Source organism: Polaromonas sp. JS666 (assembly GCF_000013865.1).
Taxonomy (GTDB): Bacteria; Pseudomonadota; Gammaproteobacteria; order Burkholderiales; family Burkholderiaceae_C; genus Polaromonas.
In genome coordinates this window covers 4,909,363-4,934,191 of record NC_007948.1, presented here as the reverse complement: position 1 = coordinate 4,934,191, position 24,829 = coordinate 4,909,363, and the positions used below count along the sequence as shown (strand labels likewise).

Sequence of the window (24,829 nt, the reverse complement as noted above, 5' to 3'; positions counted from 1 at the left end):
TTTCCAGCAAGATCCTTTCTTTGTACACCCTAAATCAGGCAAAGAAAGCAAAGACATATCTGGCCGCCCGCCCTACACTTTGCAGACAGTTAGAGGCATGACCCTATCCGGGCCCTGCCTTGTCCAGACCTGCCCATGAGGCGGCATTACCCACAGCCAGGAGACCCCACATGAACGCCCCGCTTCCCGAGCACATTCGCAAGGCCCTCGAGATGGGCACGCTGGATGAAAACCCGCAAAGCGGGTTTCGCCGAAGGCACAAATACACAGGTGGCGAAGCCAGCTGTGCTGTATTTGTCGTCGAGCTTGTTCGTACGGGAGTTGCCGAATGAACGCCCCACTTCCTGAACACATTCGCAAGGCGCTGGAAACCGTCACGCTGGACGACAAATACAGCCTGGAGCACGGCCGCGCCTTCATGAGCGGCGTGCAGGCGCTGGTTCGCCTGCCCATGCTGCAGCGCACGCGCGACGCTATCGCCGGCCTGAACACCGGCGGCTTTATCAGCGGCTACCGCGGCTCGCCGCTGGGCGGCTATGACCAAGCGCTGTGGGCGGCCAAAAAGCATCTGGCAGCGCAAAACATCGTGTTCCAGCCCGGCGTCAATGAAGAACTGGGCGCCACCGCGGTCTGGGGCACGCAGCAGCTGGACCTGTATCCGCAAAGCAAGAAATTCGACGGCGTGTTCGGCATCTGGTACGGCAAGGGGCCGGGCGTGGACCGCTGCTCGGACGTGTTCAAGCATGCCAACATGGCCGGCACCGCCAAACACGGTGGCGTGATCGCCATTGCGGGCGACGACCATGTGTCCAAGAGCTCGACGGCGGCGCACCAGAGCGACCACATCTTCAAGGCCTGCGGCCTGCCGGTGTTTTTTCCGTCCAGCGTGCAGGACATCCTCGACATGGGGCTGCATGCTTTTGCCATGAGCCGTTTTTCGGGCGTCTGGTCGGGCATGAAGACCATCCAGGAGGTGGTGGAGTCGTCCAGCTCGGTGCTGGTCGATCCGGACCGCGTGAAGATCGTCATCCCCGAAGATTTCCAGATGCCGCCGGGCGGCCTGCACATCCGGTGGCCCGACCCGCCGCTGGAGCAGGAGGCGCGCCTGATGGACTTCAAGTGGTATGCCGCGCTTGCCTACATCCGGGCCAACAAGCTCAATTACAACGTCATTGCCGGGCCGAAAGACCGTTTCGGGGTGATCGCCAGCGGCAAGGCCTTCAACGACACACGCCAGGCGCTGGCCGACCTGGGCCTGGACGAGGAGACCTGCCACCAGCTCGGCATTCGCCTGCACAAGGTCAATGTGGTGTGGCCGCTGGAGGCCACCATCACGCGTGACTTTGCCGAAGGCCTGCAGGAAATCCTGGTGGTCGAGGAAAAGCGCCAGGTCATTGAATACCAGATCAAGGAAGAGCTCTACAACTGGCGCGCCGACGTGCGGCCGAATGTGCTGGGCAAGTTTGACGAGCCGGAGGGCGACCAGTCCGGCGGCGAATGGAGCCGTTCCAACCCGAGCGACAACTGGCTGCTGCGCGCCAAGGTCGACCTGACGCCGGCCATCATCGCCAAGGCGATTGCCAAACGCCTGAAGAAGCTGGGCGTGCCCGCCGACATCATCTCGCGCATGGATGCGCGCCTGGCCGTCATCGAGGCGCGGGAGCGCGCGCTGACCGAAGTCAAAGTCGACACCGGCGAGCGGGCCCCCTGGTTTTGCAGCGGCTGCCCGCACAACACCAGCACCCGCGTGCCCGAAGGTTCGCGCGCCGTGGCCGGCATTGGCTGCCACTACATGGCGACCTGGATGGACCGTTCCACCTCCACCTTCACCCAGATGGGCGGTGAAGGCGTGACCTGGGTCGGCCAGGCGGCGTTCACGACCGACCAGCATGTGTTTGCCAATCTGGGCGACGGCACCTACTTTCACAGCGGCCTGCTGGCGATCCGCCAGGCCATCGCTTCCGGGGTGAACATCACCTACAAGGTCCTCTACAACGATGCGGTCGCCATGACCGGCGGCCAGCAGGTGGGAGAGCGGCCCGAGGGCCATTCCGTGCTGCAGATCATGCAGAGCCTGCTCGCCGAAGGCGTGGCCAAACTGGTGATCGTCACCGACGAGCCGCAAAAGTACCAGGGCGCCAGGTTACTCGAAGGGGTGACGGTGCATCACCGCGACGAACTCGACCGCATCCAGCGCGAATTCCGCGAGCTCAAGGGTACGACCGCCATCATTTACGACCAGACCTGCGCGACGGAAAAGCGCCGGCGCCGCAAGCGCGGCACCCTGGCGGATCCGGAAAAGCGCGTGGTCATCAACGAGCTGGTCTGCGAAGGCTGTGGTGACTGCTCGGTGCAGTCCAATTGCCTGTCGGTGGAGCCGCTCGAAACCGAATTTGGCCGCAAGCGCCGCATCAACCAGAACACCTGCAACAAGGACTACTCCTGCGTCAAGGGTTTCTGCCCCAGCTTTGTCACGGTGGAAGGCGGCCAGCTGAAAAAGCCGAAGAAGGAAAAAAAGGGCGGCCTGAGCAGCCTGCCCGCGATTCCCGAACCGGTGCTGCCCGTGGCTGAAAACGCCTGGGGCATCGTGGTGGGAGGCGTCGGCGGCACCGGTGTCATCACGATTGGCCAGTTGCTGGGCATGGCTGCCCACCTCGAGGGCAAAGGGGTGGTCACGCAGGATGCCGGCGGGCTGGCGCAAAAGGGCGGCGCCACCTGGAGTCATATCCAGATCGCCAACCGGCCCGAGGCGATTTACACCACCAAGGTGGACACCGCCAAGGCCGACCTGGTGATCGGCTGCGATCCGATCGTGGCGGCCAGCAAGTACACACTTACGGTCATGCAGCCGGGCCGCACCTACGTGGCGATGAACTCGCACGGCACGCCGACGGCGGCCTTTGTGACGAACCCCGACTGGCAATTTCCGGGCGGCAATTGCGCAAGTGCCGTGACGGCCGCAGTGGGCGCTGACTTGCTGGGCAGCTTCGATGCGGAGCAGGTGGCCGTGCAGATGATTGGCGATTCGATTTACACCAACCCCCTGATGCTGGGCTTTGCCTGGCAAAAAGGCCGGGTGCCGCTGTCCCATGCCTCGCTGATGCGGGCCATTGAACTCAACGGCGTGCAGGTCGAGAACAACCGGGCGGCCTTTGAATGGGGCCGTCGCTGCGCGCATGACCTGGCCGCGGTACAGGCTTTGTTCAAGGCGGCGCAGGTGATCGAGTTTGTGAAAAAGCCCTCCCTGGCCGAGATGCTGGCCAAGCGGGTGGATTTCCTGACGGCCTACCAGAACGCCGCTTACGCCCGGACCTACCAGGCGTTTGTGGACAAGGTGCGGCTGGCGGAAGCGCCCCTCGGCAAGACCATGCTGACCGAGGCCGTGGCCCGGTACCTGTTCAAGCTGATGGCCTACAAGGACGAGTATGAAGTGGCGCGGCTGCACACCGATGCCGGATTTCTCGGCAAGGTCAATGCCATGTTTGAGGGCGACTTCAAGCTCAACTACCACCTGGCGCCCCCGCTGATCGCGTCCAAAAACGACAAGGGCGAGCTGCAAAAGCAGCAGTTCGGCCCCTGGATGCTGGCCGGCTTCAAGGTGCTGGCCCGGCTCAAGGGTTTGCGCGGCACGCCGCTGGATGTGTTTGGCCGCAGCGAGGAGCGCAGAATGGAGCGCGCATTGATTGACGAGTACCGCGCCAGCCTGGAGGAAGTGCTGGCCGGTCTGACCGCCCAAAACCACTCCATGGCCGTGGAAATTGCCCGGATTCCCGAGCTGATCAAGGGCTACGGCCACGTCAAGGAGCGCCACCTGCAAACCGCGCGGCCGCAATGGGCGGCACTGATGCAGTCCTTCCGCCAGCCGGCAGCCACCGCGCAGCAGGCCGCCTAGGCACGCCGCGCCGCGCCGGACGAGCACGGCAACCGCCCGGGCCGTTGCCGCCGGAAGGCGCGGTAGCCCCTCAACGGGCGGCTTCTGCTTGCCGGTATGGCCTGAAAATGCCCGGCAAGCTGCCGGGTACACCTTCCTGTCGGCCGCCCGCCGCATACAATCACGGACTGTGCGCTCTGGCCTGTCGGCCGGAGCGCCTGCCAGTGTTTCCTTAAATCGTTGTGGAGTTTGCCGTGTTCATTTCTTCTGCTTTTGCCCAAACCGCTCCTGCCGCCGCCGCGGGAGGCGACATGTTGTCGTCGCTGACGGGCATGCTTCCCCTGGTGCTGATGTTTGTGGTGCTGTATTTCGTGATGATCCGTCCACAGATGAAAAAGCAAAAAGAACATCGTGCCATGATCGACGCGCTGGCCAAAGGCGATGAAGTCGCTACCGCAGGCGGCTTGCTTGGCAAGGTGACCAAGCTCGGTGATGTGTACCTGTCCCTGGAGCTCGCGCCCGGCGTTGAAGTGCAACTGCAGCGCAGCGCCATCATCCAGGTGCTGCCCAAGGGCGCTATCGGCGCCGCGAAGTAAGGTCTTGCTGACCCCCTGAGGCCCGCAGGGCCTCACTTTGTTCATCCGTCCACCAGGAACAGCCCCCTCATGAATCGTTATCCGGCCTGGAAGTACGCCATTATTGTGGTCGCGCTATTGATCGCAGCCCTGTACACGCTGCCCAACTTTTTTGGCGAAGCGCCGGCAGTGCAGATTTCCAGCGGCAAGTCCACGGTCAAGATTGACACGACGACGATGGCGAGGGTGGAACAGGCGCTCAAGGATGTGGGCATCACGGCGGATGTCATCGCCCTGGAGGGTACTTCGGTCAAGGCACGCTTTGGCGATACCGATACCCAGCTCAAGGCGAAAGACGCCGTCCAGAAGGCGCTGTCGCCCGATCCCGCGAATCCGTCGTATGTGGTCGCGCTCAACCTGCTGTCGCGCTCACCCGCCTGGCTGACTTCGCTGCACGCGTTTCCCATGTACCTGGGGCTGGACCTGCGTGGCGGCGTGCATTTCATGCTGCAGGTGGACATGCAGGCGGCGCTGACCAAACGGGCCGAGTCCCTGTCGGGCGACATTCGCCTGTCGCTGCGCGAAAAAAATATCCGCCATGGTGGCATCAGCCGCAATGCCCAGGCCATTGACATCAAGGTTCGCGACAGCGAGACCCTGGCCTCTGCCAAGGCGCTGATCCAGGATCAGTTTCCGGACCTGCAGACCGTCGATGTCCCGGAGGGCACGGAGTACAAGCTGACGGCCAGCATCAAGCCCGAGGCGGCGCGCCGGATCCAGGATCAGGCGCTCAAGCAGAACATGGTCACGCTGCACAACCGGATCAACGAGCTGGGCGTGGCCGAGCCGGTGATTCAGCAGCAGGGCCTGGACCGTATCGTGGTGCAATTGCCGGGTGTTCAGGATACGGCCAAGGCCAAGGACATCCTGGGGCGTACAGCGACACTGGAGATGCGTCTCGTGGAAGACAGCGCCGAGGCGCGCGCTGCGGAAAACAACACCGGTGCCGTGCCGTTTGGCACCGAGCGCTTTTTCGAGCGCAACGGGCAGGCGGTGATTGTCAAGAAACAGGTGATCCTGACCGGCGAGAACCTGACGGATGCCCAGCCCGGCTTTGACTCGCAGAACCAGCAGCCCAAAGTGGATCTGACGGTCGATGCCAAGGGCGGCCGCATCATGCGCGACACCAGCCGCGAGAACCTGAAGAAACGCATGGCCATCCTGCTGTTTGAAAAAGGCAAGGGCGAGGTCCTGACCGCGCCGGTCATCCAGAGTGAACTCGGCAACCGCTTCCAGATTTCCGGCTCCATGAGTGTGAGCGAAGCCAATGACCTGGCCTTGCTGCTGCGCGCGGGCTCCCTCGCCGCGCCCATGGAAATCATTGAAGAGCGCACCATCGGCCCGACGCTGGGTGCCGACAATATTTCCAAGGGCTTTCACAGCGTGTCCTGGGGTTTTGTCGTGATCGTGGCCTTCATGGCGGCCTACTACATGCTGTTCGGCCTGATCTCCGGCCTGGCGCTGGCGGTGAACCTGCTGCTGCTCGTCGCGGTGCTTTCCATGCTGCAGGCGACCCTGACCTTGCCCGGCATGGCGGCCATGGCACTGGCACTGGGCATGGCCATCGACTCCAACGTGCTGATCAATGAGCGCGTGCGCGAGGAATTGCGCAATGGCGCCTCGGCCCAGGCGGCCATTCATGCGGGGTATGAGCGGGCCTGGGCCACCATCCTGGACTCCAACACCTCGACCCTGATTGTGGGCCTGGCATTGCTGGCCTTTGGTTCCGGCCCGGTACGCGGTTTTGCGGTGGTGCACTGCATCGGCATTTTGACCAGCATGTTCTCTGCGGTATTTTTCTCGCGTGGCCTGGTCAATCTCTGGTATGGCCGGCAGAAAAAGCTCAAGACGGTGTCCATCGGCACGGTGTGGCGGCCCGACGCGTCCGGCGCTGTGGCGAAATGACCCCGGCTTCTTGTTTCTGAGCTTCCCAAGGACCCTCGATGGAATTTTTCAAAATCCGGCGTGACATTCCGTTCATGCGGCACGCCCTGATCTTCAATGTCATCAGCTTTGCAACGTTTGCGCTGGCGGTGTTTTTCCTGTTCTCACGCGGCCTGCACCTGTCAGTGGAGTTCACTGGCGGCACGCTGATGGAGGTCAATTACGCCCAGGCGGCAGATGTGGGGAAAATCCGGGCGACCGTGGCAGGGCTGGGGCTGACCGATGTGCAAGTGCAAAACTTCGGAACGTCGCGTGATGTGATGATCCGTTTGCCGGCCCAGAAGGGTGTCAGCACCGCGCAGCAAAGCGAAAAAGTGCTGGTGGCGCTGAAGGCGGCCAGCAGCGATGTGACACTGCGCCGCACGGAGTTTGTCGGCCCGCAGGTCGGGGAGGAGCTGGCCCACGATGGCCTGAAGGCCCTGGCCATGGTGGTGTTCGGCATCATGGTCTACCTCGCCTTCCGCTTTGAGTGGAAGTATGCGGTGGCGGCCATCATTGCCAACCTGCATGACGTCGTCATCATTCTCGGTTTTTTCGCGTTCTTCCAGTGGGAGTTTTCCCTCGCGGTACTGGCCGCCGTGCTGGCGGTACTGGGCTATTCCGTCAATGAGTCCGTGGTGATCTTTGACCGGATCCGCGAGAACTTTCGCCGCTACCGGAAGATGAACACGGTGCAGATCATCGACAACGCGATCACCTCGACCATCAGCCGTACCATCATCACCCACGGCTCAACGCAGATCATGGTGCTGTCCATGCTGCTGTTTGGCGGGCCGACCCTGTTTTACTTCGCCCTGGCGCTGACCATCGGCATTTTGTTCGGCATTTACTCCTCCGTGTTCGTGGCCGCCGCCATCGCCATGTGGCTGGGCATCCGGCGTGAAGATCTGGTCAAGGGGCCGGCAAAAAAAGAAGAAGATCCCAACGACCCCAACGCAGGTGCCACGGTGTAAGCTATAGGCTAATTATTCAGGGCGGTCGTGGCTCCAAGTAACAAAAAGAACACTCTTCTGGTCGAGCAGGCACGTGCTTTGTTCACGGAGCGTGCCGCAGGAATATTGCCCGAGCTGGCCAAAGCCATTCAAAACCGGCTGGCGGCATTGAGGGACGAACCGGGTGGCGCCCGCGAAATGCAGGACCGGCGCGAAGCCTGGCAGGCCTTCCAGAAAAGCAGTTCAGCCTGGGTCCGCGGCACCACGCGCGCATGGACCGAAGCCCAATCCGTCCCGCATGCGGGTGGCCAGGCAAAATTCACGAACAGCAGCATCAAATTTGAGCTCATGGGCAATGAGGTGATGGAGGACAAGATTCTCGCCTCTCGCCTGGCCCTGCGCCTGCTCGATGTTGCGAGCTGGGAGCTCAACGATCTCCGCCTGCGGGTGCAGAACCTCGAAGGTATTGCCGAGCTGCACAAGCAGGACATCCTGCGGCCCGAAGTACTGGCGCAGCACCTGGTTGAACAGTGGGGCCAGGCGCTTTTGCCGCGGGACCTGTGGCTGACGGTTCAGGACCTCATCCAGAAAAACCTGGCTGCGCATTTGCTCGAGACCTATCGCGCCACCAACGAGTTCCTGGTTCAGCAGGGTGTGATGGCTGAAATCGATCTGCGGGGACTCGTCAAACGCACACCTTCTGCCCCGGGGACGAATGCGCCCTCAGAAACAGCTGCTGAGCAGGCCAGGAGTCATGAACAATCTGGCGGCAGCGGCAGCGGCAGCGGCAGCGGCAGCGGCAGCGGCAGCGGCAGCGGCAGCGGCAGCGGCAGCGGCAGCGGCAGCGGCAGCGGCAGCGGCAGCGGCAGCGGCAGCGGCAGCGGCGGCCAAGGCAGGGGCGGTGCAGCACGGGGAGCGGAGACTTCGACCTCGGGCCACCAAATCCATGAAGAAACGCGTATGCAGACCGCGACCACGCCCTTGGCCAGAGCGCGTATGCGGGCTCAGGGCGTGATGGGGCACCTCAAGCGTCTGCTGTCCGATCAGGTGGCCGGTTTTGATGACACGCGGTCCCACCAGGCCTCCCCGCGACTGGCCCAGGCCATGGCCACAGTGCAACGGGCGGAAGAAAGCAGCCATGAGCGCACCTTGCTGCTGGATGCGCCGGGCCAGGTGTATGACCAGACGCATGTCGACCGTGCAGCTGGCGTACTGCGGGAACGTACCAGCGCACTGAAGCAGGCCGCATCTACTTCATCGGAAAAGGCGACGATTGAAATCGTCGCCTTGATGTTCCAGAGCATCCTGGCCGAGGACCGGATTCCGCCCGCAATACGTGTCTGGTTTGCGCGGCTTCAAATGCCTGTGCTGCGGGTCGCAATTTCCGAGCCGGAGTTTTTTGGCTCCCTGCAACATCCCACGCGCCGGCTGATTGACCGCATGGGCTCCTGCGTGCTGGGGTTCGACGTCACGGTGTCCGGCGGCGCCATGGAGGCGGAGATCCGGCGGGTCGTGCAGGTGATCGAGCAGTATCCCGAAACCGGGCGGCGGGTGTTTCAGCTGGTCTATGACGAGTTCGAGAAGTTCCTGTCCAAATTTCTATCGGAACAGGGAAGTGCCGCGCGCGTGGTGAGCGTAGCCCAGCAGGTCGAGCAAAAAGAGACCATGGTCATCCAGTACACCATTGAGATGCGCAGCATGCTCAATGACATGCCGGTCCGCAGTGAAATCCGCGAATTCCTGTTCAAGGTCTGGGCTGAAGTCCTGGCCATTGCGGCGATGAAAAACGGCCCCCAGCACACCGAAACCATCACGCTCAAGCAGGCCGCGGCTGATCTGGTCTGGGCCGCCAGCGCCAAGCCAAACCGCAACGACCGTGCCCGTGTGATTGCCGACTTGCCCAAGCTGCTGCAACTCCTGCGCCTGGGCATGTCCATGCTTGGCCTGGCGACGCCTGACCAGGATCAGCATCTGAAGGTCATCAGCGACACGCTGGCCGATGCGTTCATGTCGAAAACCGACGCGATTTCGATGGAGCGGATCGATGCCATGGCCAAGCGCCTGGCCAATCTGGAGGACTATTTGTCGGACGAGGATGTCGGTGATCTGCCGCTCGACACCGAGAGCCTGGTCACCATGATCGGCATTGATGCGGCCGATATCGAGGTGATCACCGATGGCGGCAGCCAGCCCACGGAAGCGATGCGCGCCTGGGTCCAGGAACTGCAACTGGGAAGCTGGTTCAGTCTGGACCACAGCGGAAAAATCAGCCATGTTCAGTTTGCCTGGTGCAGTGATCGCAAGCAGCTGCATTTGTTTGCGGCGTCCGATGGCCGCAACTTCCTGATCCAGGCGCGTCGCCTGGCCGCCTACATGCAAGCTGGTTTGCTGGTGCCAACCGAAGAAGAGGCGCTCACAGTGCGCGCCACGCGCGATGCCCTGGCCAAGCTGGACGCCAATCCGGAGCGCCTTCTCAGCTAAAACGCCTGGGCGCTCTTTTCGGATGCCTCAGGATGAACCCATTGCAGCAGGGGTGGGGTCTCAGGCCGAACGCAGCGAAGGGCCGCCCCAACAAGCAAGTTCAGCCCCCCGAGGGGCTGGAGCCTGCGGCTCCAATCAAACGACGGAGGCGAAGCGTCCCGCGAGCCGCTGCCTGCAAGGCCTCGGGAGCTACACGCAGTGAGCGAGCGTTGGGGGGCACTCCAACCCAGCAGGGGCCGCGGAACCGGCTTAGCCGGGCCGCAGGCGCAGCGGCCCCCTCGGGGGGGCAGGGAGCTACACGCAGTGAGCAACCGTGGGGGCCTCAGCCACTCAGTGCGCAAGCCGACCTTCCGTGTCGTCGCACAATTCGTCAAGAACCAGTGCATCGGGCTCCTCGCCAAAACTCCAGTACACCATCAGGACGATAATTTTCAGGTCATCCAGCGTGACCGGGTCACCCGGAGCTGCCATCGCGCGGTCAATGACAATCTCCCGCATGTGCGGAGGCAGAACGCCCGAGGTCTCCAGGAAATTGATGAATCCCAGGCATTGGGCACCCAGATGCATCTGCTCGGACACCGAAAAAATTCGCAGGCTGTTGGCCGACTGCGGCTGAAAGAGGGCAGAGGCAGCAATCGTGACGTCAGCAAGGCCGGAAGAAGTCTTGGCGGGAAGGTTGATCTGCGTGCCTTGGGCCGCCGTATTCAGGCCCTCAAGCCATACCAGGGCCGCCTGGATCTCTTCGGCATCGAATCCTGCCGCGGTGAGTTTGCGCCCCAGTTTTTGAAGTTCGGGGCAGGCATCACCTTGCCAGTAATTCTCGTAAACGTACACCAGTACTTCAAACATATGCCTCAATATAACGCAGATACGTGCGCCGGTGTCAACCCTCGTTGGATGGTGGGGGAATTGCCCGACTAGTGCAGTGTTGCATGCTTGATGGAACCAATAAAAGCGATGGATTTTGAGTCAGGGCAAGGCGCAAACCACGCGGTTTTATGTTCCAGATAGCGTGCAACTGCACTAGCTAGCCGCCATGCGCTGGAACAAGCCCCCTGGCAGGCGTGTGACCTGGCCGCTGAGCTCAAGCTCCAGCAGGTCCGCCTGAAGCCGGGCAGTGTCCAGCCCGGTCCTGGCCTGCAGGGCGTCCAGGCTGACGGCGTCAAAGCCCAGCGCAGTCATGAGCGGGTCTTCGGCATCGTCCACCGTCTGCCCGGACGTGTGTCGGCTGGTGGCCGCGCCGGGCAGTGGCAGATTCAACTCTTCGAGGATATCTTGTGCCACCTCGACCAGCTTGGCGCCCTGCTTGATCAGCGCATGGCAACCGCGAGACTGGGGCGAATGAATCGAGCCGGGAATGGCAAAAACCTCTTTGCCCTGCTCTGCCGCCAGCCGCGCCGTGATCAGCGAGCCCGATTGCAGCGCCGCTTCCACCACCAGCGTCCCCCGGGACAGCCCGGAGATGATGCGGTTGCGCTTCGGAAAGTTGGGCGTCAGCGGCGGCGTGCCCAGCGGGAATTCGCTGATGAGCATCCCTTGCTGCGCAATGCGGTGCGCCAGGGCCAGGTGCCGCTTCGGATAAACCCGGTCGAGTCCGGTGCCCACCACGGCAATCGTCTGCCCGCCTCCGAGCAGGGCCCCGTCATGAGCGGCGCCGTCTATGCCCAGCGCCAGACCGGACACGATGCACAGGCCTGCGCCGCTCAGTGCTTTTGCAAACTGCCGGGCATTCGCCTCGCCCTGCGGCGTGGGATTGCGGCTGCCGACGATGGCCAGGTTGTTTGCCATGCCCTGTGCGGCTGCCTGCGACGATCTGACCAGGCTGCCCATCATGTAGAGCATCAAAGGGGGGTCTTCGATGTTGAGCAGGGCCGACGGGTAGCCGGCATCCCCCAGGGTGGCTACACGGCGGTCGTCGGCCTGTTGCAGCCAGTCCAGTGTGGTCTGCAGCAGCTTGCCCAGTTGCGCGGGTTCCGTCTGAATGGCGCTGGCGAGCCGCTCGGAGCCCAGCGCCCGCAAGGTGGCCGTGGTCTGACCGAAAACCGCCTGGGCAGATCCGAACGTGGCCAGCAGCTGGCGCGCGGTCTCGTTGCCAACACCGGGCGTCAGGGTCAGGCGCAACCAGGCGCGGAGTTCTTGTGTGTCCAAGGAAAGTAAACCCGTCCGGCCAGCAAAGTGGCGTCAATGGCCGCTCAGGCCACTGGACGCTGCAGGATTCCGCTGTGGAGGCTGGGTCGGGGTCGGTGCTCAGTTGGGGTTGACGAAACGGTCACCTACCTTGACGCCGTCAACGATTTGCAGCACCAGCGCGTAGGACAGCTTGTCGAAGGTCTTGAAAACCATCAGCAGGCCGTTGCGCTCGTTGGGCAGCTTGATCTGGGGCTTGGCCTGATCGGTGCGATCGGTCAGGCGCTCGCCATTCTTGAGGATGGCCATCACATTGCCGCGCTCCAGCCCGTCCTGGATGCCCCGGTTGATGACCACCACCTGGTTTTCTGCGGCGTACTGGACTGCGCTGCCATAGACAGAGACGATCTGGCCCTCCATCGGCAGGACGGGCGCATGGGGCACGTAACTGAGCAGTTCACGCGGCGGCTCGGCAATCAGGCGATCGCCCACCCGCATTTCTTCCTTGGCAACCACGATGTCGATGGTGGCAGGCACGATTTCGGCGGGCGTCTTGCCGTCGCTGCTGGCGCTGTGGCTCGATTCGCCGCGAACCAGTTCGGCTTTGCCGACAAACTGGGCTTCGTAGCCCAGGATTTCCTTGGTGGTGGGGTCTTTGAGGGGCGTGGCATTGCGAAACACGCGGTAGTCCAGCGGTTCGCCTTTGGCATCACTCAGGGTTTTGCCGGTGACGCCATCGCTGTAAGCGCCGCGTGCGTAGGCGCGGTCGCCCCGACTCAGCAGGACGCGGCCTTCCTGGGCGGCCACAATGCGCGGAGCGGTGGCGAAGGTGGCTGCATCCACAATCAGGGGTTCGGCCAGGAAGGGCTCGATCACATTGGCCGGCAAGGTCGGGATCGCCGCGTCAGCCAGTGCTTCGGAGCGGGTCCGGGGCGAGACACGGATGGTATCGGTGGGCGGGCCGTCTGCCGCCTGGCGTGCGCGCAGCGTGGCACGTCCGCCGGTCTTGTCCAGGTAAAGCTGCTGGCCGGGGTAAATACGGTGCGGATTCCGGATGTCCTGCAGGTTCATGCCCCAGAGTTCGGGCCAGCGCCATGGGCTTTTCAGGAACATGCCCGAAATGGCCCATAGCGTGTCGCCCCGCTTGACGGTGTACTCGTCCGGCGCATTGGGTGCCAGCTCGCTGAGGGGAACGCCGGCCTCGGCAACCTGGGTGGCCGTGGCCTTCTGGCCGGGGGTGATGGGGAAATTCTGCGCCTGAAGGCCGGGGGTGACACCCCAGAGGGCCGTGCCGACCAGGGAGGCGGCTATTGAAATATGACTGAAACGACCAAAAATAGTTTGCATCTTGAAGGCCTTAAGCGCTAAAACCAGGCTGGCACGGTTCTCCCTGGATGAAAAAAGCCGTGTTCTTATCTTGATAAATTACTAACGATTCTGTACCTAAGCCCTTGATTAAGCAACGATTACGCGATTCTGGGAATATCGGAATGCGCAAAAACAGGGAAAAGTGGCGAAAATAGCGACACCTGACCATTTGCATCCATGACTCAATTGACCATCCTCCGTTATCCCGACCCGCGTTTACACACGATTGCCAAACCCGTGGGCGCCGTAGATGCCCGCCTGCGCCAGCTTGCCAGCGACATGTTTGACACCATGTATGAAGCGGCAGGCATCGGCCTGGCAGCCACGCAGGTCGATGTGCACGAGCGCCTGATTGTGATCGACGTGAGCGAAGACCGCGACCAACCCCTGGTCCTGATCAACCCCGAGATCCTGTGGGCCAGCCCCGAAACCCGGGTGGGCGACGAGGGCTGCCTGTCGGTGCCCGGCATTTATGACGGCGTCGAGCGCTCGGTCGCGGTCAAGGTGCAGGCGCTGGATCTGGACGGCAAGCTGCAGGTTCATGCCGCCGAGGGCATGCTGGCGGTCTGTATCCAGCATGAGATGGATCACCTGATGGGCAAGGTGTTCGTGGAATACCTGTCTCCCTTGAAGCGCAACCGCATCAAGACCAAGATGATCAAGCAGAAAAAAGACGAGGAGCGGGAGTCCGCCCGCTGACGCGCCACCGCGGTACCGCCAAGGGGCCTTCCGCTGGTTATGTTCCCGGCCGGGATCTGCCCGGGGGACCGTATTGCCGGGGCTTTGCAGGCGTCCCTCCGGGTTTTCCCCGGTGAGTCTTTAGAATCCTGCTTCATGCGCGTCATTTTTGCCGGTACCCCTGAGTTTGCCCGCGTGGCACTGGCAAGTCTGCAGGCCGCCGGTTTTGACATCCCGCTCGTGCTGACGCAGCCCGACCGGCCCGCCGGGCGCGGCATGAAGCTGCAGGCGTCAGCCGTGAAGCAGTGGGCGCAGAGCCATCAGGTCCCGGTAGCGCAGCCCCGCAGCCTGCGGTTGGACGGCAAATACCCCGACGATGCGGCGGCCGCCAGAACTGCCATCGAGGCGGCGCGCGCCGACGTGATGGTGGTCGCAGCCTACGGACTGATCCTGCCGCAATGGGTGCTTGATGCACCCCGGCTCGGCTGCCTGAATATCCACGCATCACTGCTGCCGCGCTGGCGCGGCGCCGCACCGATTCACCGGGCCATCGAAGCCGGTGACGCACAGACCGGCGTCACCATCATGCAGATGGATGCCGGCCTCGACACGGGTGACATGCTGCTGCTGGAGAAGCTGACCATTGGCCCGGAGGACACGACGGCATCGCTGCACGACAGGCTGGCCGGGCTGGGTGGGCGACTGATTGTGAACGCCCTGGAACTAGCCGCAGGCGGCGCGCTCCGGCCCCTTGTCCAGCCCTCCGAAGGCATCACATACGCCCACAAGATCGAAAAAAACGAGGCCCTGCTGGACTGGACCCGCAGCGCAGCCGCGCTGGAGCGCCGCATTCGCGCTTTCAATCCTTTCCCCGGCGCCGCCGGTGTGCTGGACGGCGAAACCATCAAATTCTGGCGCGCGGCGGTGCCGGCCGGTGCGCTGCGGCCGGTGGGCGTGCTGCCCGGCCAGGTGGTCGCCGCCGGCCCCGAGGGTATCGACATCTGCGCTGCCGATGCCCTGGTGCGTGTGACCCGCCTGCAAAAAGCGGGCGGCAAGGCGCTGGAGGCGGCCGATTTTCTGCGCGGGTTCGAGATCCGTCCCGGCATGGTGTTCAATCCCACTCAGACGGAATGAGGTTTTTGTGAGTTCATTGTTCAAGCACCCGGAGTTTCGGGTGGGTGTGCGCGACCTGGCTCCAGTCGCGCCCGGTATTGCCGCCTGGGGACTGATGACCGGGGTGGCGATGATCAAGTCGGGCCTGAGCCTGACCGAAGCACTGCTCATGGGGGTACTGGTTTTTGCCGGGAGTTCGCAGCTGGCGGCCGTTCCCCTGATTGCCGTCGGTGCGCCCATGTGGGTCATCCTGGCCACGGCGTTTTGCGTCAACCTGCGTTTTGTGGTGTTCAGCGCGCACCTGCGCCCCTACGTGATGCACCAGAACATCTGGCGCCGCATGCTCAGCGGCTACCTGACGGCCGATCTCAGCTATGTGCTGTTCACCAGGCGCTTTCCGCATCCCACGACGGATCCGGTCGCCCGGCGTGCGCAGGAGGCGTACCTGGCCGGTAACTCGGCCATCAACTGGGCCAGCTGGGTGGGCGCCAGCCTGCTCGGCATTGCGCTGGCCAACGCCATTCCGCTGTCGTGGGGGCTGGGCTTTGCCGGCATCCTGGCGCTGCTCGGCATCCTGTGTTCGCTGGCCACCACGCGGCTGCGCGTCGTGTCTGCCGGGGTGGCTGGTGCGGCTGCCGTCGCGGCTTTTGCCCTGCCGCTCAAGCTCAACATCCTGGTGGCCATCGCGGCGGCGGTGGCGGTCTGCCTGATGCTGGAAAAGCCGGTGCGGGCCCGGACTGCCTCGCCCAAGCCCGCGAAATCGGGTGAAGCTGGTGAAACGGGAGGAGCGGTATGAGCAAGACCGATCTCTGGACCGTGGCCACCATCGTCGGCATGGCGCTGATGACCGTGATCACCCGCTCCTTCTTTTTTCTCTCCAGCAAACCCTGGACTTTGCCCGCCTGGGCGCAGCGTGGGCTGCACTATGCGCCCATCGCAGCGCTGGCGGCGGTGATCGTGCCCGAAATGGTTATGACCCAAGGCCACCTGATCGCCAGCTGGAAAGACGCCAGACTGTTTGCCGTGGTGGCCGGCACCGCCTGGTACTACTGGCGCCACGGCGTGCTGGGCACCATCCTCGCCGGCATGGCGGTTTACCTGCCGCTGCACATGGGGATGGGCTGGTGAGGATGACCCCCACGGTCGCTCACTGCGTGTAGCTCCCTGCCCCCCGAGGGGGCCGCCCGCCCTCCGGCCCGGCAAAGCCGGTTCCGGGGCTCATGCTTGGTTGAAGAGTCCCTAACTTCAGCCGTCGCCCGATTTCACGCCAGCAGGGGCCGCGGGACTGGCTTTGCCAGACCGCAGGCGCCGCCCCCTGAGGGGGGAACAGGCTACACGAAGTGAGACTGGACGGGGGTGGGCCTATACACCGACCTACAATTTAAGGCTTCGGCCGTGTTGGCCAGCTTATTTCACTTGCGAGCGATCCATGAATTTCATCCGTTTTTCCGACCTGTGTGCCAGCGGCAAGGCCGCCGGCCAGCGCGTTTTCATCCGTGCCGACCTGAACGTGCCGCAGGATGACAGCGGCGCCATCACCGAAGACACGCGCATACGTGCCTCCATTCCCTGCCTGCAAATGGCGCTGGACGCGGGTGCGGCCGTGATGGTGACCTCCCACCTCGGGCGTCCGGTGGAGGGCGAATTCAAGCCGGCCGACTCGCTGGCCCCGGTGGCCAAACGCCTGGGCGAGCTGATGAAGCGCGAGATTCCGCTGGTCACCCAGTGGGTGGACGGCGTGGACGTCCAGCCCGGGCAGCTGGTGTTGCTGGAGAACTGCCGCCTCAACCCCGGCGAGAAGAAAAACAGCGAAGCGCTGGCCCGCAAGATGGCCGCCCTGTGCGACATCTTTGTGCACGACGCGTTTGGCACCGCCCACCGCGCCGAGGCCTCGACCTATGGCATTGCGCAATACGCCAAGGTAGCGAGCGCCGGGCCGCTGCTGGCCGCCGAGATGGACGCGATTTCGACGGCGCTGTCCAACCCGCGCAGGCCGCTGGTCGCGATCGTCGCGGGCAGCAAGGTCTCGACCAAGCTGACCATCCTCAAGTCCCTGGCCAGCAATGTGGACCAGCTGATCGTGGGCGGCGGCATCGCCAACACCTTCATGCTGGCGGCCGGCCTGAAGATTGGCAAAAGCCTGGCGGAGGCCGACCTGCTGCCCGAGGCCCGTGCCGTGATCGAGGCCATGAAGGCACGCGGCGCTGCGGTGCCCATCCCCACCGACGTGGTCACGGCCAAGACCTTCGCGGCCGATGCCACGGCCACCGTCAAGGCCGCCACCGACGTGGAAGACGACGACCTGATCCTGGACATCGGCCCCGAGACCACGGCCCGGTTGGCGGCGCAGCTCAAGGCGGCTGGCACCATTGTCTGGAATGGCCCGGTGGGCGTGTTCGAGTTTGATGCTTTTTCGCGCGGTACCGAAGGCATTGCCCGGGCGATCGCCGACAGCAGCGCCTTTTCGATTGCCGGTGGTGGCGACACGCTGGCTGCCATCGCCAAATACGGCATCGAGAAACAGGTGGGCTACATCTCCACGGGGGGCGGCGCATTCCTGGAGGTGCTGGAAGGCAAGACGCTGCCAGCCTTCGAAATCCTGCAGAAGCGGGCCGCCGGCTAGAGTCTTTGCGCTCCTGATTTGGTAGCGATAAGCCAAGGTTTAATGGGCGCCATCGATCTTTTCTTCCCAAAAAAGGGTGCTTCGGCACCCTTTTTTCTGCACCGCATGGTTGGCTTGTACCGACCGGCCTGAAGGGGGCTGCGATCCCGCAAGCCCGCGTGCGCGCCGCAGTTGGTACCGGTTTGGTAACTTTTTCGTGTGAAAATCGGGAACTAAATTACAGGAGACATTCATGCCAAGTCGCGCTACCAAGATCGTTGTCACCCTCGGGCCCGCTTCCAGCGACCCTGTCCTGCTGGAAAAAATGATTCGCGCAGGTGTCAATGTGGTGCGCCTGAATTTCAGCCATGGCACGGCGCAGGACCATGTCGACCGGGCAAAGCTGGTGCGCGAAGCCGCCCAGCGCGCCGGCCGTGAAGTGGCCATCATGGCCGACCTGCAGGGCCCGAAAATCCGTGTCGGCAAATTTGCCGAAGGCAAGGTGCGGCTCGAGGCCGGCGAGAAATTCATCCTCGATGCCTCCCGCACCGAACCCGGCGACCTCAAGGGTGTGGGTCTGGACTACAAAGAGCTGCCGCGGGATGTGAAGGCGGGCGATGTGCTGCTGCTCAACGACGGCCTGATTGTGCTGACGGTGGAGGCGGTGCGCGGCGAGGAAGTGCACACCATCGTCAAGCTCGGCGGCGACCTGTCCAACAACAAGGGCATCAACAAGCAGGGCGGCGGCCTGACGGCCCCCGCGCTGACGGCCAAGGACATGGAAGACATCAAGACCGCGATGAGCTTTCGGGCCGACTATGTGGCCGTGAGCTTTCCAAAAAATGCCACCGACATGGAAATGGCGCGCCAGCTGTGCGATGTGGCGGCCGCGCCCTACAAGCACAAGCCCGGCCTGATCGCCAAGATCGAGCGGGCCGAAGCCATTCCCAAGCTGGAAGAAATCCTGCGCGTCAGTGACGCCATCATGGTGGCCCGCGGCGACCTGGCGATTGAAGTGGGCAACGCGGCAGTGCCGGCCCTGCAAAAACGCATGATCAAGATGGCCCGGGCGCTCGACAAGGTCGTCATCACTGCCACGCAGATGATGGAAAGCATGATCGTCAATCCGGTACCCACGCGCGCCGAGGTCAGCGACGTGGCCAATGCCGTGCTCGACGGCAGCGACGCGGTGATGCTCAGCGCCGAAACCGCAGCCGGCAAATATCCGCTCGAGACGGTGGAGGAAATGGCCAAGATTTGCGAGGAAGCCGAGAAAGCCGAGTACAAGGAACTGGAAGCGGACTTCACCGGCAAGACCTTCACCCGTATCGACCAATCGATTGCCATGGGCACCCTGTTCACGGCCCACCACCTGGGGGCCAAGGCGATCGTGGCGCTGACGGACAGCGGCTCCACGCCTCTCTGGATGAGCCGCCATGACATCCGCGTACCCATCTATGCCCTGACCCCGCACCTGGCCACGCAGCGCAGGATGGCGCTTTACCGCAATGTGCGTCCCCTGCTCATGGACACCAGCGCCGACCGCGACACCGCTCTGGCACAGGCCGAAGGCCACCTGCTGCGCCGCAATATCGTGCAGAGTGGCGACGTGTATGCCATCACCTGCGGTGAGCCGATGGGTGCGCCCGGCGGTACCAACATGCTCAAGATCTGCAGAGTAGCTTAGCCCCCACGCTCCCCCACTTCGTGTGGGTCGCTGCCCCCCGAGGGGGCCGCTGCGCCTGCGGTCTGGCGAAGCCAGTCCCGCGGCCCCTGCTGGGATCTATGGCTTCAATGTTGCGAGCGTGGGCGCCTGTGCCCGAGCCGGTGACGGCCTTTGTGAAAGCATCTGGCTGACGATGTTCTCCACCAGGGCCGCCGTGGCCCAGCAAAGCCACGCGGTCCAGAGGGTGTGGCTCATGTAGTGGGCGCCGCGCACCTGCTGTGCAAGGCCCAGCGCAAAACCGGCCAGCATCGCGCCGGCCAGCCAGCGGCGTGCCGTAGCGGGCAGGGCATGCCGAAAGGCAAAAAAGCCGCCCAGAAAGGCAAAGCCCGCCGAGGCATGCCCCGCCGGAAAGCAGTGTCCGCCGCCGCCATCCGAAACGCCCCAGGCCCAGTGCGACACATGCTTGGCCACGCCGCCAAATTGCTGCAGGTCCCAGGGGCAACTGGTATGGCTGTGCAGCTTCATGCCGGAAATCGCCAGCAATGCAAGCAGCGTGGTCAGGGCCAGCTGAGCCCGCCGTTCGGGTGCCAATTGCCTGAGGGCGACCACCGGCCAGACAATGGCCGCCAGCAAGCCCAGCTCGAGCAGCCACGGCAGGGGACGAATGCCGTCATGCAGCAGTCCCCGCCACAGCCAGTGGTCTTGCAGGGGAAATCCCCGGGCCGACCCAAACCAGTGCGCCAGCCACAGGTCCAGTCCCGAATAGTCCCAGAGCATCAGCAACAGGAGGCTGCACACGGACCAGAGGAAAAGATGGGGCGCAGCGGGGCGACCGGGAAGTGGGGCGGGGGGTGAGGGGGTCATGCAGGGGTTGAGTGCCAGGCGGAGACCGCACGATAGCCGGGGCGCCTTAACCAATCCTTAAGCTGGACAAGCCAATATGAGCTCAACATGAGCTACTTGAAGCAACCAAAGCACCCAAGCATGCGGACGGCCGGCAATGCGCCGGAGCGTCGACAATAGGAATATGCGAATTCTCGTGGTCGAAGACGATGCCGGTATTGCCGCGGGGCTGCGGACCAATCTGCAGCAACGCGGCTATGCGGTCGATGTGTGCGACACGGTAGCGTCCGCCTGGATGGCCCTGTGCAGCGAGCCTTTCGACCTGGTCCTGCTCGACCTTGGCCTGTCGGATGGGGACGGCGGCGATCTGTTGCAGCGTATCCGGCAGGTCAAAAGCGCCGATGGCCGGCTGCCGGATCCGCTGACGCCGGTGCTCATCATGACGGCGCGCGACCAGGTGGCTGACCGTATTTCGGGGCTGAACCTGGGCGCCGACGACTACCTCGTCAAGCCCTTTGACCTGGATGAACTGGAGGCCCGCATGCGCGCGCTGCTGCGCCGCGCCGCGGGCCGCGCCCATCCCTTGCTGGTCCATGGCGAGCTGGTGATTGACCCCGCAGCCCGCACCGTGCTGCGCGCCGGCCAGGCGGTCGAGCTGGCGCCCCGTGAATTCACCTTGCTGCTGCTCCTGCTGGAGTCGCGCGGCCGGGTGTTGTCGCGCCAGCAGCTCGAAGCGCGCCTGTACAACTGGGAGGATGCGGTTGGCAGCAATGCGGTGGAGGTGCATGTCCACCATTTGCGCCGCAAGCTGGGCGAGGGGCTGATCCAGACCCTGCGCGGCGTGGGTTATTTCATACCCCAGGATGACCGGGCATGAAGCGTACGGCGAGCCGGCAGGCCTCGCTGACGCGTCGCCTGCTGCTGTGGGTGCTGGCAGCGCTGTTCCTGGTCTGGGGCAGCTTCATCGTGGTCGGCTACCGCACCGGTATCCATGAAGCGGCCGAGCTGACCGACGGGAACCTCGTCGGCACGGCGGCCCTGATGATCAACTTGAACCTGCCGCCGTTCATCGAGACGGCTCACGAAACGGACCGGACGGCCAGTCCGGCACTGAAAAGCCACGACTACCAGCCCTCGCTGAGTGTTGTCGCCTGGGACGCCAGCGGGCGATTGCTGAGCCGCTCCGGGGAAGCGCCGCTGCCGCCCTTTGCCAGGCGTGACGGTTTTGCGGACCTGCAGCTGGGCACGCCGGCTGTGGCCTGGCGAAGCTTTTCGCAATGGGACAGCAGCGGTGGCCGGCAGGTGATGGTGCTGGTGAAGGCCGAGGAACGTGACGAGCTGGCCGCTGACCTGGCGGGCCAGGTCGCCGAACCCGGGCTGTGGCTGCTGCCGGTGGTGGCGCTGGCATTGGGCGCCGCCATCTGGCGCGGTCTGCGCCCGCTGCAGGCCCTGTCGCGCGATGTCGCCGAGTTGGAGGTCGACAAGGCGGAGCGTCTGCAGGCACGCCATCCCTACCGTGAATTCAATTCGGTGGTCCTGTCCATCAACCGGCTGGTGGGCCAGCAGCAGGCGGCACTGGAACGGGAGCGGCAACTTGCCAGTGAAATTGCCCATGAATTGAGGACACCGCTGTCCTCCATCGCGCTGCAGGCCGCTTCGCTCAGAAAACCGCTGACCGCGCAGGCCCATGAGGAGGCGCTGCAGCAAATCAGCGCTGACGCCATGCGGGCCGGCCATGTCATCACCCAGCTGCTGGCGCTGGCGCGCGCCAGCCGGGCCGATCTGCAGCAGCAGATGACCCTGCTGGACCTGGGCGCATGGGCCCGCCAGGTGGTGGCCGGCTATGCGCAGGCGGCCTGGAAAAGCGGCCACCAGCTGAGCGTGCACGGCGATGAGGGGCTGCAGGTGCTTGCGCACCCGCTGTTGCTGGAACTGGCGCTGCGCAACCTGATCGACAACGCCCTGCAGCACACCCCGGGTGGCACCGCCGTGTCTGTCCGGTGGGGTGCCGCAGCCGGGCAGGCTTGGCTGGAGGTGTGTGATGACGGCGCCGGCCGCGGCGGCACCGGGCAGAGTGCCCGGCCACGCTCCACCGAACGGCTGGGGCTGGGGCATAAAATCGCGGGCCGCGTCATGGATATCCATGGCGGCAGCTTTGCGCTGGCGCCCGCCTCCTCACCTTCTACGGCCGGCGGACGCTGCTATCGCCTGACTTTTGTCGTCCCTGACCTACACAGGCCGACCCCCGGCAAACGGTAGAATCAGGCCCTTGGTTACTTCGCGGTTACAGCCCCTGAACACAGCGCCTGCGCTGTCTGGCGGCCGCAGGACCCACCGTTTTTTACAGTGTTTTAACTTTCTGGGGATTCGAACATGGCACTCGTTTCGATGCGCGAGCTGCTGGACCATGCGGCAGTCAACACGTATGGCATTCCGGCTTTCAACGTCAACAACCTTGAGCAGGTCACCGCCATCATGCAGGCGGCGGACGAAGTCAACGCCCCGGTGATCATGCAGGCCAGCGCCGGTGCGCGCAAGTATGCCGGCGAAGGTTTCCTGAAGCACCTGATCCAGGCCGCTGTCGAGAGTTTTCCGCACATCCCCGTGGTGATGCACCAGGACCATGGCCAGAGCCCCGATGTGTGCCTGGGCGCCATCAAGCTGGGCTTCAGCTCGGTCATGATGGACGGCTCGCTGATGGCCGACGGCAAGACCATTGCCGACTACGACTACAACATCGATGTCACCCGCAAGGTGGTTGAAATGGCCCATGCGACCGGCGTCTCGGTCGAGGGCGAGCTCGGTTGCCTGGGCAGCCTGGAAACCATGCAGGGCGACAAGGAAGATGGCCATGGCACCGATGCCGTCATGACGCACGACCAGCTGCTGACCGACCCCGAGCAGGCGGCCGATTTCGTCAAGCGCACCCAGCTGGATGCGCTGGCCATTGCCATCGGCACCAGTCACGGCGCCTACAAGTTCACGCGCAAGCCCACCGGTGACATCCTGGCCATCGAGCGCATCAAGGAAATCCACCGCCGCATCCCCAACACCCACCTGGTGATGCACGGCTCGTCCAGCGTGCCGCAGGACCTGCTGGCCATCATCCGCAACTACGGCGGCGACATGAAGGAAACCTACGGCGTGCCCGTGGAAGAAATCCAGAAGGCCATCAAGTTCGGCGTGCGCAAGATCAACATCGACACCGACATCCGCCTGGCGATGACAGCTGCCACGCGCAAATTCATGGCCGAGAACCCCAGCAAATTCGACCCGCGCGAATGGCTCAAGCCGGCCACCGCCGCCGCCAAGGCCATCTGCAAGCAGCGTTACATCGAGTTCGGCTGCGAGGGCCAGGCCAGCAAGATCAAGGGCGAGAGCCTGTCGGTCGTGGCGGCCAAATACGCCAAGGGCGAACTGGCCCAGGTCGTGCATTAAGGCAACTGTCGCTGCCTGTTTTCGCCCCTTTTCCGTCTTTTTCCGCTTTCCCGCCTTCTCCGGATTGGCGATAATTCAAAGCCCGTGCATGCCTTGAGCCGCGCGGGCTTTTTCACTTTTCCACCCACCAAGACACCAAGCAATGACTGCTGCGCTCCACACCTCCGCTCTGACTTCCCTGCCCCTGCTTGCCCGCGGCAAGGTGCGCGACAACTACGCCGTGGGCCAAGACCGGCTGCTGATGGTGGCCAGCGACCGCCTGAGCGCGTTTGATGTGATCCTGGGCGAGCCGATTCCCGGCAAGGGCGCGCTGCTCACCCAGATGGCGCTGTTCTGGTTTGCCAAGCTGGGCCACCTCTGCCCCAACCACCTCACGGGCGAGGCGCCCGAGAGCGTGGTCACGGCCGCGGAGCTGCCCCAGGTCACCGGCCGGTCCATGCTGGTCAAGCGCCTCAAGCCCTTGCCGGTGGAAGCCGTGGTGCGCGGCTACCTGGCTGGCAGCGGCTGGAAGGAATACCAGGAGAGCCAGTCCGTCTGCGGCGTACCGCTGCCTGCCGGTCTGAAAAACGCCGGCAAATTGCCGGAGCCCATCTTCACGCCGGCCGCCAAGGCCGAGGTCGGCGAGCATGACGAGAACATCAGCTACGAGCAGGTGGAGAAGGTGGTGGGCCCCGAGCTTGCCGCGCAGATCAAGAAGATCAGCATCGAAATTTACAAGACCGCGGCGGCCTTTGCGCTGACCAAGGGCATCATCATTGCCGACACCAAGTTCGAGTTCGGCCTGGACGAAAACGGCACGCTGACGCTGATGGACGAGGTGCTGACACCCGATTCGTCACGCTACTGGCCCATCGAAGGCTACGAAGCCGCCTATGCAGCCGGGCTGAACCCGCCCAGCTATGACAAGCAGTTCGTGCGCGACTGGCTGGAGGCCGTGCGCATCAACGGCAAGCCCTGGGACAAGACCCCGCCCTCGCCGCAGCTACCGCCCGATGTGGTGGCAAAAACCGCGGCCAAATATCAGGAGGCTTTAACCCGCTTGGCGGGTTAAAGAGCCCCCCTGTCTCGGCTCACTTCGTGTAGCCGGAACCCCCCAAGGGGGGCGGCGCCTGCGGCCGGGCGAAGCCCGTT

Annotated in this window: 20 protein-coding genes; 16 read left to right on the top strand and 4 right to left on the bottom strand. The window is 63.8% G+C overall.

Annotated elements, in window-relative coordinates; genetic code table 11:
* Positions 1-170: 170 nt before the first annotated feature.
* The 6 genes from BPRO_RS29800 to BPRO_RS23230 all read left to right on the top strand — a co-directional run bounded on the left by BPRO_RS29800 (position 171) and on the right by BPRO_RS23230 (position 9,863).
* Entirely contained in the window at positions 171-332 is a 162-nt protein-coding gene (locus tag BPRO_RS29800; protein WP_157045858.1) for a hypothetical protein, read from the top strand.
* A complete protein-coding gene (locus BPRO_RS23250) occupies positions 329-3,892 on the top strand; it encodes an indolepyruvate ferredoxin oxidoreductase family protein (protein WP_011485517.1) in 3,564 nt (1,187 codons plus the stop codon). Before BPRO_RS29800 ends, BPRO_RS23250 begins: the two co-directional genes overlap by 4 nt.
* Positions 3,893-4,125: 233 nt before the next feature.
* Entirely contained in the window at positions 4,126-4,467 is a 342-nt protein-coding gene (gene yajC / locus BPRO_RS23245; protein WP_041390185.1) for a preprotein translocase subunit YajC, read from the top strand.
* Between the two features lie 69 nt (positions 4,468-4,536).
* Entirely contained in the window at positions 4,537-6,411 is a 1,875-nt protein-coding gene (gene secD, locus BPRO_RS23240) for a protein translocase subunit SecD (RefSeq protein ID WP_011485515.1), read from the top strand.
* Between the two features lie 38 nt (positions 6,412-6,449).
* Positions 6,450-7,403, top strand: a complete 954-nt coding sequence (gene secF / locus BPRO_RS23235; RefSeq protein WP_011485514.1) for a protein translocase subunit SecF — start codon at positions 6,450-6,452, stop codon at positions 7,401-7,403.
* 27 nt (positions 7,404-7,430) lie between these two features.
* Positions 7,431-9,863: a DUF1631 family protein gene (locus BPRO_RS23230; protein ID WP_011485513.1), complete on the top strand. Its 2,433-nt coding sequence runs from the start codon at positions 7,431-7,433 to the stop codon at positions 9,861-9,863.
* Positions 9,864-10,193: 330 nt separating this feature from the next.
* Here the strand turns inward: BPRO_RS23230 and BPRO_RS23225 are convergent, their stop codons facing one another.
* The 3 genes from BPRO_RS23225 to BPRO_RS23215 form a co-directional block, all read right to left on the bottom strand.
* Positions 10,194-10,712 carry a DUF494 domain-containing protein gene (locus BPRO_RS23225; protein WP_011485512.1) on the bottom strand — a complete coding sequence of 173 codons (519 nt, stop codon included), beginning with the start codon at positions 10,710-10,712 and terminating at the stop codon, positions 10,194-10,196.
* Between the two features lie 174 nt (positions 10,713-10,886).
* Positions 10,887-12,011, bottom strand: a complete 1,125-nt coding sequence (gene dprA / locus BPRO_RS23220; RefSeq protein ID WP_011485511.1) for a DNA-processing protein DprA — start codon at positions 12,009-12,011, stop codon at positions 10,887-10,889.
* Positions 12,012-12,110: 99 nt separating this feature from the next.
* On the bottom strand, positions 12,111-13,337 hold the full coding sequence (locus BPRO_RS23215) for a LysM peptidoglycan-binding domain-containing protein (RefSeq protein WP_011485510.1): 1,227 nt from the start codon (positions 13,335-13,337) through the stop codon (positions 12,111-12,113).
* A 198-nt stretch (positions 13,338-13,535) separates the two neighbouring features.
* On the opposite strand from BPRO_RS23215, the gene def reads away from it, so the two are divergent.
* The 6 genes from def (at position 13,536) to pyk (ending at position 19,438) form a co-directional block, all read left to right on the top strand.
* A complete protein-coding gene (gene def / locus BPRO_RS23210; protein ID WP_011485509.1) occupies positions 13,536-14,057 on the top strand; it encodes a peptide deformylase in 522 nt (173 codons plus the stop codon).
* Between the two features lie 135 nt (positions 14,058-14,192).
* The gene (gene fmt / locus BPRO_RS23205) at positions 14,193-15,170 is read left to right on the top strand and encodes a methionyl-tRNA formyltransferase (RefSeq protein ID WP_041389039.1); all 978 of its coding nucleotides are present in this window, start codon (positions 14,193-14,195) and stop codon (positions 15,168-15,170) included.
* Positions 15,171-15,177: 7 nt separating this feature from the next.
* Complete coding sequence (locus tag BPRO_RS23200) at positions 15,178-15,945, top strand: AzlC family ABC transporter permease (RefSeq protein WP_011485507.1); 768 nt, start codon at positions 15,178-15,180, stop codon at positions 15,943-15,945.
* Entirely contained in the window at positions 15,942-16,277 is a 336-nt protein-coding gene (locus BPRO_RS23195) for an AzlD domain-containing protein (protein ID WP_011485506.1), read from the top strand. The genes BPRO_RS23200 and BPRO_RS23195 overlap by 4 nt, the downstream gene beginning before the upstream one ends.
* Positions 16,278-16,578: 301 nt before the next feature.
* Entirely contained in the window at positions 16,579-17,772 is a 1,194-nt protein-coding gene (locus BPRO_RS23190) for a phosphoglycerate kinase (protein ID WP_041389038.1), read from the top strand.
* Between the two features lie 232 nt (positions 17,773-18,004).
* On the top strand, positions 18,005-19,438 hold the full coding sequence (pyk, locus tag BPRO_RS23185; RefSeq protein WP_011485504.1) for a pyruvate kinase: 1,434 nt from the start codon (positions 18,005-18,007) through the stop codon (positions 19,436-19,438).
* 96 nt (positions 19,439-19,534) lie between these two features.
* Here the strand turns inward: pyk and BPRO_RS23180 are convergent, their stop codons facing one another.
* Positions 19,535-20,194 carry a phosphatase PAP2 family protein gene (locus BPRO_RS23180; protein ID WP_232291588.1) on the bottom strand — a complete coding sequence of 220 codons (660 nt, stop codon included), beginning with the start codon at positions 20,192-20,194 and terminating at the stop codon, positions 19,535-19,537.
* 250 nt (positions 20,195-20,444) lie between these two features.
* On the opposite strand from BPRO_RS23180, the gene BPRO_RS23175 reads away from it, so the two are divergent.
* From BPRO_RS23175 to BPRO_RS23160, 4 genes are all read left to right on the top strand, one after another.
* Positions 20,445-21,137, top strand: coding sequence for a response regulator (locus BPRO_RS23175; RefSeq protein ID WP_041389037.1), 693 nt, complete (start codon positions 20,445-20,447; stop codon positions 21,135-21,137).
* Positions 21,134-22,519 carry a two-component sensor histidine kinase gene (locus BPRO_RS23170; protein WP_011485501.1) on the top strand — a complete coding sequence of 462 codons (1,386 nt, stop codon included), beginning with the start codon at positions 21,134-21,136 and terminating at the stop codon, positions 22,517-22,519. Before BPRO_RS23175 ends, BPRO_RS23170 begins: the two co-directional genes overlap by 4 nt.
* A 114-nt stretch (positions 22,520-22,633) precedes the next feature.
* A complete protein-coding gene (fba, locus tag BPRO_RS23165) occupies positions 22,634-23,698 on the top strand; it encodes a class II fructose-bisphosphate aldolase (protein WP_011485500.1) in 1,065 nt (354 codons plus the stop codon).
* Between the two features lie 142 nt (positions 23,699-23,840).
* Positions 23,841-24,749, top strand: a complete 909-nt coding sequence (locus BPRO_RS23160; protein WP_011485499.1) for a phosphoribosylaminoimidazolesuccinocarboxamide synthase — start codon at positions 23,841-23,843, stop codon at positions 24,747-24,749.
* Positions 24,750-24,829 lie beyond the last annotated feature (80 nt).

Excerpts from the sequence above, each read along its gene's own strand:
- BPRO_RS29800 (WP_157045858.1), top strand. The coding sequence starts at position 171 with ATGAACGCCCCGCTTCCCGAGCACATTCGCAAGGCCCTCGAGATGGGC.
- BPRO_RS23250 (WP_011485517.1), top strand. The coding sequence starts at position 329 with ATGAACGCCCCACTTCCTGAACACATTCGCAAGGCGCTGGAAACCGTC.
- secD (WP_011485515.1), top strand. The coding sequence starts at position 4,537 with ATGAATCGTTATCCGGCCTGGAAGTACGCCATTATTGTGGTCGCGCTA.
- secF (WP_011485514.1), top strand. The coding sequence starts at position 6,450 with ATGGAATTTTTCAAAATCCGGCGTGACATTCCGTTCATGCGGCACGCC.
- BPRO_RS23225 (WP_011485512.1), bottom strand. The coding sequence starts at position 10,712 with ATGTTTGAAGTACTGGTGTACGTTTACGAGAATTACTGGCAAGGTGAT.
- BPRO_RS23215 (WP_011485510.1), bottom strand. The coding sequence starts at position 13,337 with ATGCAAACTATTTTTGGTCGTTTCAGTCATATTTCAATAGCCGCCTCC.
- def (WP_011485509.1), top strand. The coding sequence starts at position 13,536 with ATGACTCAATTGACCATCCTCCGTTATCCCGACCCGCGTTTACACACG.
- fmt (WP_041389039.1), top strand. The coding sequence starts at position 14,193 with ATGCGCGTCATTTTTGCCGGTACCCCTGAGTTTGCCCGCGTGGCACTG.
- BPRO_RS23195 (WP_011485506.1), top strand. The coding sequence starts at position 15,942 with ATGAGCAAGACCGATCTCTGGACCGTGGCCACCATCGTCGGCATGGCG.
- BPRO_RS23190 (WP_041389038.1), top strand. The coding sequence starts at position 16,579 with ATGAATTTCATCCGTTTTTCCGACCTGTGTGCCAGCGGCAAGGCCGCC.
- pyk (WP_011485504.1), top strand. The coding sequence starts at position 18,005 with ATGCCAAGTCGCGCTACCAAGATCGTTGTCACCCTCGGGCCCGCTTCC.
- BPRO_RS23180 (WP_232291588.1), bottom strand. The coding sequence starts at position 20,194 with ATGCTCTGGGACTATTCGGGACTGGACCTGTGGCTGGCGCACTGGTTT.
- BPRO_RS23175 (WP_041389037.1), top strand. The coding sequence starts at position 20,445 with ATGCGAATTCTCGTGGTCGAAGACGATGCCGGTATTGCCGCGGGGCTG.
- BPRO_RS23170 (WP_011485501.1), top strand. The coding sequence starts at position 21,134 with ATGAAGCGTACGGCGAGCCGGCAGGCCTCGCTGACGCGTCGCCTGCTG.
- fba (WP_011485500.1), top strand. The coding sequence starts at position 22,634 with ATGGCACTCGTTTCGATGCGCGAGCTGCTGGACCATGCGGCAGTCAAC.
- BPRO_RS23160 (WP_011485499.1), top strand. The coding sequence starts at position 23,841 with ATGACTGCTGCGCTCCACACCTCCGCTCTGACTTCCCTGCCCCTGCTT.